This window comes from Shewanella sp. 4t3-1-2LB (assembly GCF_017368415.1).
Lineage (GTDB): Bacteria > Pseudomonadota > Gammaproteobacteria > Enterobacterales > Shewanellaceae > Shewanella > Shewanella fodinae.
Genome location: NZ_JAFNJD010000071.1, coordinates 1 through 9,673 on the forward strand (window position 1 = coordinate 1; position 9,673 = coordinate 9,673).

General features: G+C 42.4%; 6 protein-coding genes. 4 read left to right on the forward strand and 2 right to left on the reverse strand.

Going from position 1 to position 9,673, the window contains the following annotated elements; all coding sequences use genetic code 11:
• Nucleotides 1-40: 40 nt before the first annotated feature.
• Together J3L11_RS18040 and J3L11_RS18045 are read right to left on the reverse strand one after the other, a co-directional pair.
• A complete protein-coding gene (locus J3L11_RS18040; RefSeq protein WP_207571879.1) occupies nt 41-1,006 on the reverse strand; it encodes a HipA domain-containing protein in 966 nt (321 codons plus the stop codon).
• A complete protein-coding gene (locus J3L11_RS18045; protein WP_165900186.1) occupies nt 990-1,316 on the reverse strand; it encodes a helix-turn-helix transcriptional regulator in 327 nt (108 codons plus the stop codon). Before J3L11_RS18045 ends, J3L11_RS18040 begins: the two co-directional genes overlap by 17 nt.
• 580 nt (nt 1,317-1,896) lie before the next feature.
• Between J3L11_RS18045 and J3L11_RS18050 the strand changes: the two genes are divergently transcribed.
• From J3L11_RS18050 to J3L11_RS18065, 4 genes are all read left to right on the forward strand, one after another.
• Entirely contained in the window at nt 1,897-2,160 is a 264-nt protein-coding gene (locus J3L11_RS18050) for a hypothetical protein (protein ID WP_207571880.1), read from the forward strand.
• A gap of 1,704 nt (nt 2,161-3,864) precedes the next feature.
• On the forward strand, nt 3,865-5,451 hold the full coding sequence (locus J3L11_RS18055; RefSeq protein WP_207571881.1) for a site-specific integrase: 1,587 nt from the start codon (nt 3,865-3,867) through the stop codon (nt 5,449-5,451).
• Nucleotides 5,444-8,239: a site-specific integrase gene (locus tag J3L11_RS18060; protein ID WP_207571882.1), complete on the forward strand. Its 2,796-nt coding sequence runs from the start codon at nt 5,444-5,446 to the stop codon at nt 8,237-8,239. Before J3L11_RS18055 ends, J3L11_RS18060 begins: the two co-directional genes overlap by 8 nt.
• Nucleotides 8,236-9,498, forward strand: a complete 1,263-nt coding sequence (locus J3L11_RS18065) for a hypothetical protein (RefSeq protein WP_207571883.1) — start codon at nt 8,236-8,238, stop codon at nt 9,496-9,498. The genes J3L11_RS18060 and J3L11_RS18065 overlap by 4 nt, the downstream gene beginning before the upstream one ends.
• Nucleotides 9,499-9,673 lie beyond the last annotated feature (175 nt).

Here is a 9,673-nt window from a genome sequence, read left to right on the forward strand (position 1 = left end):
ACCGGACAGGGATTCCGGAGTTACTGGAAAAATGGCCGGTTTATTCCGGAAAAGGTGTCCGGATTAAATCGGAATGAGTGTCCGGATAATCCCGGAATCGGTGTCCGGACCACTCCGGAATATGCACTTGGTAAATCGCTTTATCCTTTACGTCTAGATCGAGCAACTTTCGAAATGAAACCCCATCCCTAATTTGCTGTACGTCAACACCATCGCCGAAGTTACGTTCGTACTTATACGCTGATGGCAAATTGCACATTTGGCATCCATCAATAATATGGCGTTTTACCACTTCAGTATTTGAAACTACTTTCCTATCAAATCGGCTAACGACTAGCCCCCGATAGTTACCAAAATTAGCTATTGAGACTTTGGGAACCTGCAGATCCGCATATTTTGCCAATGTCGTTGTGAAATATTCGTTCACAACGATGCATGGTGATTTTCCAGTTTCAAACTTCACAATCACGTTTGAGGAAAGACTGCCATCTCCAACCCCATATTGGCCGTTCATGTACAGCAAATTTAGTTTATCTTGTACCCCTGCTACAGAAAGACGGGTTTTGCCATCCCAATCCGCTATAGACCTGTTGAAGTTAACCAACTGCTCAACTCTAGAGTTCAATTCCGCATCCGATATGACGCGGTAATTGGTTGGCGTTAACTGTGCGCCAGTTGGCCTAAATTCAATGGCACCTGCTGTGTCGTGTCCTACTTTCTCTGTTAAGGCAAAGATGTTATGCCGTGAGATAGTAGTATTCTCCAGCATCATTTCGAATCCACGACCTTCAGGGAACAAGTTTTCTAGGTAATTTTTGATTGTAGAGCTTGTGATCTGTTGCCCAAATGGCAAATGAGGGGAGAGCGGGAACCCCGTTTCCATCCATTTCTCATCGTATTCAAAATGCAAAGTTAATACATCGTCCCTTTTCACCCAAAGAGTGCCAACCTTAGTCGATTGGCCAATGAATGCATCAAGACTGAGAGTGTTAGAACCATTGTCCATCTTCATCCACCTTTATTTCTAGTGGTACGATTTTCAGTGTAAATCCAGCAATTTCCATAGCGCTAAGGAAATTGCCTAGCGATACCTTCGCATCACCTTGTTCAATGCGCGTCATGGTGTCCTTATGAACGCCAATATCTTTCGCCGCATCCACAAGAGAAATGTTTTGATGGGTTCTACCAGACCGGATCGCTTGACCAAAAACCTTGGCAGTGAATATTTCATTGTCGCTTGGCATTGGAGTTGGCTTGACCTTTCTTCCCTTGCCGGTAGCCATGGGATCCCGATAAGCTTTGTTAGATTCGTTCACTATCTCACCTCCGCGCATATTAATCCGCACAAAGCAGGAATATAGCAGTTAATTATTTAATATCAAATAATATTCCTAATATAACAGGATTATATGCAAAATCGTTCATAAAAAATGTCATTAATCCTCACATGGCAGGATTATATAGAATGGATGAGGGTTAACTTATTATAATCCGCTTGTAATGGGATTATATGTGGTAGTCGGATAAATGTTGGTTATATTCTGGTGACTTCCCTACGCCTGTTAAATTGCGTTCAAAATTGAGCCAATTCTATCCATATTTTGCACGTAGAACTGATCCACATATCTCTCCATCAATGAATACATATCAATAGGTTAAGTTACCCTAGATTGGTCACATGACAGTGCAAATGGTGGATCAGTTTTGAGTGCAATTTAACAAGTGCACTCATTTTTACGGTATGGCCGGAAAATTCAGTCATAGAAAGCCCAGTTAGTACCTTTTTTTCCGGTCTGGCCGGAAAATTCAGTCATAGAAAGCCCAATTAGTACCTTTTTTTCCGGTGATTCCGGAAAATTCAGTCATAAAAAGACTTATAAATTAGGGATAGCGCCTATGACAACTCAGAATTCCCCCTTAGTGGCTACCGTTAAAATGTCGCAACTAACGTCAGAATTTTTCAAAAAATCACATCGACTTGTTTTTTCTCAATCTCAAATGTCTAAAGTTGAGCAAGATATTTTTGCATTATTTTTGAGTAGATTAGACAAGGGCGATTGGGGCCTGGATGATTCTGAAATGACTAAGCTGGCGTTGAATAATGATAAAGATATTGTGATCCAAGCGCCATGCTATACCTTCAGTTCTGGCGTATGTTAAATTGCGTTCAAAATTGAGCCAATTCAAACCATATTTTGCATGTGGAACTAATCCACAGATCTCACCATCAATGAATGCATATCAATATGTTAAGTTATCCTAGATTGGTCACATGACGGTGCAAATGGTGGATCAATTTTGAGTACAAGTTAACATACATGATTAAAAATCAATCAATACTTGAGACAGAGATTTGGCTGCTTGTTATCCAAAAATGCACCGACTTATCCACCAAAAATGTGGATAAGTCATTTATGCTTTAGAGGCCCAGCTAAACGCCCAAGTTGAAATGTGTCAACATGTATGGATTTTTCTGTGCCAACATACAAACCATTGGGGTCATTTGACTTCAAATGCATGAGTCTCCATAATGGAACACGTCAACTTAGTAAAAACGCACAATCGAGGTCTGAGTTAAAGCGACTAACCAACGCTACCAGCTCGAAATGAAAAAGCTGCCTTATCGGCGGCTTTTTTCTTTTAGACTGTCCCGATAACGCCCCCTTGAGCATGTGTCGAACATTCGTGTCAGTGGTCATTCCTCTGGCATGTCAGTCAATTTTGGTTTTCGAGAAGCCCACTCGTACTTCCCCTTCCCTACGGCGATTACAGTCCGTGTCGTGATTATTGGCACTCTAAAGGCTTTTCGCTACTCAATGCACCTTGCTTTCCTTTGGTGCAAGTTATCGGCATGTGAGTTGCTAATTTCAAACACAATATCCGCCAATAAGTGACATCCAACATCGTATCGATTTGATTGTTCACAAGTTCAGAACTCACAGTGAACCACCTGAAATTTTCTGTCATTTAGAAACGCATCCGATATAAGCCAAAAAATAGCTTTCATTATTTTTTTTGTGTGCCGACTTTATGTCGCTGTCTAGTTCGGCGCCGGAATTGTGTTTTGAAAGTGCAAATTTTCCCATTTTTCATTACTTTTACTAATCAATAACCATTGAAAATAAATTTCAAAATATTACATAAATAACACTACCATTTCGAAGTTCGACCCCAATTTGGGGTCGAAGTGTGGAAAAAACAGTCAAATATACTTATTTATCACTAAACACTGAGAGTATTTAGGAAATAAAAGTACATGTTTTAATTTTCTTATTTTATGTACCAAATAACATAAAAAATTTGGTATCTGATAACGCAATTTATTTGGCCATAACTTTTTCTTTTCGGCATCTCGATAATGTATAACGCACATGTGTACTAGAGTACTGAACCAGCTAATTTCATGGTACCAACTAAAAATATAATGCCAATAAAAAACATATGCTATTGATTTTAAACTATTACATTCACAAAACACCAAAAGCATTGCTAAAGCATAATCTTATTAAGAACAAACTGAATATGATGAGATATCGGCAGGAACAATTACACGGAAAATTTAGTTTTTTATTCAACCTTCAGAGGAGATAACCTCGACTAAACATACCTTAATGCATTGCTTTAATCGTGACCTCTTTAATACTCACGGTTACTCAAGGCTTATAAAAATTTAAATAATTATAAAAAATTTATTTACAGCATCATTTCGACTAGGGTATAAAAAATATAGTCAACTGAATTGATGTAACCTCAGACTTTCCGTTAGCACCCATCAATTTATTTAACCTGGGAACGCATTCTCGGACGACTTGCTATTGCTTTTTAAAACTTAACACATGGTGCCGACAGACCAGGTAGGTGTAGATGTCCAGTTCAAACGAATTAGCACGCTATAATCGGAGCCAAAATTCGGGAGGAGTGTATCCAGAAGCGCTTTCCTGCGCTGTCACACTGTCTATCCTACTCAGTAAACTCGCATACGTTAGTCCACACTCCCGCGCTGGTATGACATTAACGGCTCTCTATATTTGGCTGACCGGAAGCTGGGGCAACATCAAGGTTGCCGACGATATACCAAGTCTCTTTTCTCTTCCTAGCACTGAGCCGTGCAAACAACATGCTATGCGTACGGTATATGACAACACCGTTTCCTGGTGTGAATATGCACACCCATATCTGAAAGACGACAAAATTGAATATCTGTGGCAGCCCATCCCACAGTATTTCAATAAATTTTTTCAGATTGTCATTAGTGATGAAGCTAGGGATAAGCATTATGAAAAGCCGCTCATAAATGCAGAAGCAAAGGCGCAACTATTTGCTTTGCTATCCACCCCCTGGAAAACGCCAGAGACATTGGCAACTTTACCACGCAGTGACAAAGACATTTTTTTGGATTACTTCAAGCACTGTGCTTTGGCGGATAACACGCTCACAGCGATTGTCAGAAGGCAAATGATCGGGGAAGAAGCGCATCATCGTAGTGCCGGTGCCTATCAGAGGCTGGAAAGTGATCGCATTCGCTCCAAGATTTTTAAAGCCCAGAATGAATATCTGCAAAGGATCATTGATGCAGCAACTGTTGTTGGAGACAAACATCTACAAGCACGCTACACCGTTTATACTCAAAAGCTGTCATTCAGTCTGCTCTCGGCCACACCTAAACTCGCGAAGTACGTATCGGGGAATGGTCTGATTGTGCAATATCAGATGGATACTGCGAACGGGCAACAACGACTTGTTGCTTGTCCGTCAATTCCCGTTGGTAGTCGTCGCTTTGTTGAAGTAAATGAAGTTTGCAAATTCGTTGCACGGCTTCATCAGTATGTATGTGATTTAAGACCGCTTGGTAATGTTCCAACCACACTTGATCTCCAGAGCAGTACAGACTGGCTTGCTTATTACAATGCTGCCACTGATCGCATTGCCCTCCTGTTCATTTTGCTCACAGGGGTGAGACCAACTCACGGGATCACGCTTGAATGGAAATACTATCTCGGAAGAGATATCGCGTATGTCAAAGATAAGGGAAGACTTCGCACAGTATGGATCTGCTCTTACTTACAAGCTGAAATTAAACGCTATTTATCGCTACAAACAGTTATCCGTATGGCGCTTCCCAGCATTCACGAAAGTGCTTCTCTCTGGTTCTATATCGACAGTCACGGACAACATGTCAGTCTTTCAAATCGTTCATTACGACAGGTAATGAATGATATCTGGCCTGGTGTTGTCCCCTACCAGCTTCGGCACGCCTTCTGTGGACTCGCCTTTACTTGTACCTCGCCCTATCGCCTCTTTGATGACAATATTGACCGTCTTATGGGCCATTCCAATCATGGAGAGCACCTCGGTAGCGATAATATTTTTCCGGAAACGGTTAATGCATTAATGAATTATCTCAACAGCGTCCCTGTCAGCTTACAGCTAAAGGAGATGCACTATGTGTGAGAATAAGATCAATACGTTAGCCGCGCAAATTGCCGATGTTCTATGGTGTAAAAGTGGAATAAGTGCCAACGTCGATAATCTTAGTTGGGTCTTGCAGCGTTTCAGGATCGAAGAGAAACAAGCGCGCCAAATTGATAAAGCTGAGCTCCGTGAGATCATCAAAGTTATCAGTACCGTTCCCACGGGAAAACAACGGCATTATCGGTACGCGCTTGATCATATTCTGAGTTATCTCAAAGAAGAATGTCTTTGGGACCTTCCCGAAGAAGCTGAAAAGCGATTGGTTGATCGTGATAATCAGTGGATTTCACAGATCGCTTGCGAAGCTGGAAATGCTGGCAAGATATTCACCCGCTACGAGGCTGAAAAGTGCCAAATCTATGCTCAGTGTGGATCAGTCCCCCTTGAACTTGCCATCCTGGTCATTGCCTTTGAAGTCGCCCCGTTGACATTAAGGCATATTGCCCAAATTTTAAGTAATGCAGATTCAATAGTTAATTGTGATGATCAACCGCGACTGCGGGTATACCACGCCCTTCATAATGCAGGGGAAGAGAAACGTTACACACACTATTACCTTTCCCTGTTCTGCTATCGCGTGCTGCATGACTTCTATGCCAGTCACGTAAAAGCGATTAGCGAAGATCAAATACTCTCTGTCCTTAATCACTGGTCTGCAAAGCGAAAGCTGCCCGAAGGTATGTCATTTAACTGGCAATATCGATTTCAAATTTTATGGTTTACACATTACAGAATTCCAGCACTTCTCTTGAAAGACCTCTCTTACCCAGAGAGGCATGTCGGCTTTTCAACAGAGCACACGGTTCAAAGCACTACCCATCTTTTTGATGTTGACTGGGATCTCAATTGGTACGAAAACCCCATTGTCAAAAATAAGAAACTGAAATGGCTTCACACGCCCTTACTCAAATCGTTTCTGGCTTCAACACACCCGATCGTAGAGCCACCATGGAATGCAGAAAACATACTGCCGAAGATGCTTTACCTTTATACCGCAGATTTACTGGTATACGGCGGCGTGAAAAAGAGTAGTTTGGCAACTAGCACCATCGAAAAATATACCAACCTGATCAAATGGCTTGAGCCTTTTCCGCTTTCGTACGCTGATGCAACCAATGAAGAGGCTCTGTTGCAATGGGCTTCAACGCTCTACCGCTCAGTAGAGGGCGAGTCGAGCCAGCTAATGGTCTACTATTTCTTGAAGTTTATGAGTGTTCAGGAGCTGACTGAAACACTGGACCTCGCCACGTTTACCGCGCCGACTACAGTCCCGACGGTCAATGCGTTTCGTATTGAATTGCCGGAGTTTGATGCGGTTATCAATGCACTCGTTGAGGCACCGAGTCTCAATCCCCTACGCAATTTGTTTGCAGTACTCGCAGCCCTACTCGGCAATTTCGGCATGCTGAGACGCGGAGAAGTAACGCGTCTCAGAAATCGTGATTTCTCGTTCGATAGTAACAGCGGTTTACTAACGATACGGGTCACGCATACCGCGGAAGGTAAGACCAAAAGCGGCCACTCCAGAGTCGTGCACACCATTATTCCAACGTGTTATCGAAACTTTTTTAAAGCCGCACTCGTTATTAAAGCGGGCTGTGATGGGGATAGTCCGTTCATCGGCTTTGAGGGGGAAGCGTTTTATTCCCGTCAATTGTACTACTTGTTACCTGTCACGCGGGCACTCAAAGCAATCCTAGGGCGACTCGTCACTTTCCACCACTTACGTCACAGCGGTGCACATCTGCTGATGATCCAGGCGTTGCGCGGCGTCAGCCAAACGCCCAAAGGGTATCGAATCGGTACACATCCACTGGAACAAGAGCTGATGTCCAATGAGGCTATAAACTGCCGCTTTAAATATTGGTTAGAAGGAAGGCCATTTAGCCGAGTCAACCATGGGGTGTTGCTAGATGAAGTGTGTGGGCAAATTGGCCATGCCCATTACGCCACGACCCGATTCTCATATCTACATGATATTGAATGGCTTTTACCAATCGTCAGCCCGGCCCATTGTGGATATACCCCAACAGCATATTCACATCAGGAACTGCGTTATCTATTGGGCTTGTCGCCGGCATCGAATGATCTCTCCAGAGTCCTTACCAGCATCAGTCCTGCGTACGCGAATAAGTCAACTGACGCTAAGCGCGCTGAAAAGGTTGTCCTGACTGAAGACTGTTTACGAAGCGTGGTGTTTAAAACCAAAGCCCCGAAGCACCCCCCCTTTCATGGTGATCATTATCAGCGCTGGCAAACTTCTATCCTTCAGTGCCAGAGCAATTTCATCAACTATTTATTCCGACAGATGTTAGCCGCTAAACGCATTGACTTTATTTCGTTAAGTCAAGTGTGGTGTCAAGGGGCTAAACATCCTGGCAAAGCTGTAGAAAAAGCCTGCATTACCGCCTTAAAAACCCTGCCGCCAGTCGAGCTCAGTTCAGATGAAAAATCGCTAGTCATGCAGCTGGCCTGTAACGTCAAAAATGCCCAAGCCTTTAGCAAAGTATTCCGGCATAAGGAATGGCAGTGGCTCACCTGTAGCTTCGAACTTGCCACTAACCGAAAACTTCGAAGTGACCGGCAGGAGATGATTTTGCGAACTCAGTTTTGCCAGGGAAAGGAAAAAATTACCGTAAAAAAACATGCCTTGGGCCAAACACAATTAACCGTATGCCTTTCTCCAAAATTCGAAACGTCTGAAAGCGTTATGCGCTTTACACACCAATTTTTAATTCAAATTCAATCAAATAAGGAATTATCATGAAGCTTGTTATCCCGATTGAAGAGCTCAGTGTGCTCAAAACTGCCGTCGAAAATATTGATACAAAATACCAGTATTGCCGAGTCAGTTTTATCGTCAATCCAGCCGAGAAAACACTCACAATATTAACCGGTCAAAAACCCACCAATGCGTGTTGCACTGTACCACTGGCACCCGGATCAACAGCTTTACAAGCGACACAGTTTTCAATTGATGGTGGCTTTTTAAAAGATTTGATGAATGACTCTGCATCTTCCAAAAAAGATATGGTTTTAGACATTGAAATGACAGGGAGTGAAGCAAAATGGTTCGAAGTTTTGTTTCTCACGCCTGGATTTGAAAATCAAGGGGGTCATTCAAGCGTACGTCGATGGCGATGTAAAGCGGCTGATAAACAACAATTAAATTATCTTGGAGACATCCAGTCACGTCCGACAAACAAATTTTCACCAAATACCGGTAAAGCCATTTGTGAAGAGGCTATAGCAAATCTTCCCTTTGAGTTTTTTGAGATCAACAAAGACAAACGACAAGCAAGGACCCTGCGTAACGGCGTAATTGAAGAAACCAAGCTGCCTGAGCATATTAAATTACCGTTTGATGTGGTCCTTAATCCGACTGCTGCGACTCTCTTGTCGACGCTTTGTGATGAGCCGGGAGTAGACGTCATTGAAATGGCTCAGCAGGGAGAAGAAATCACCTTTAAAACACAAAGGCAAGCAATCACCTGTATTATGACGGGTATTGAAAACTTTTATCATAAAAACTCATTAATATTTACCGAAAAACAATGTCTTTTTGTGAGTTTCTACACTTTCAGGAAAATGGTTAGAAAATGGCTAAACAATAAGGAAATTCGAAAAGCTGATGAAGCGATCCTATATATCGATGATTCAACCTTGGCCATATTTGCCGTCAATGAAGAATTCCAGTTCGGCGACATCATTCCAGTATTTTCAATTGATCCCAAAGCGGCAGGTTTCAATTGCTGCATGTTCCGTTTTAAAGCTCAAACAATACTCAAAACAAAAATTAAGAATATGATTGAATCTAGCAAAATCAAAATTTCTATCGTAGAGGATGGAAAGGGAGGCACCTTGCTTCGCACATATCATTCGCCAAAAAACGAATTAAAGACCGACTCTTTCTACATAACCCCAGATGAGCATCAATTACCCACTGTTCAGATGCTGTTGAAAAAATTGATTGAGGTGGAAGGTAAGCAACGTAAAGAAGCTCAACAAGATATGTTTGACTTTTAAAAATGACTAACCGTGGATGGGATAGCATGCCACCGTATATTAGGTATTGCTGCGTATTCCGGCGAAGTTGAACGGCTATTCTGATTGAACGTGAACACCTTGCTCCCTAACGCAAGCTTACTTTAACTGTTATCTCCTAAGTGTTCACGTTCGATGTTTTCCCCTGTGTGTTTGC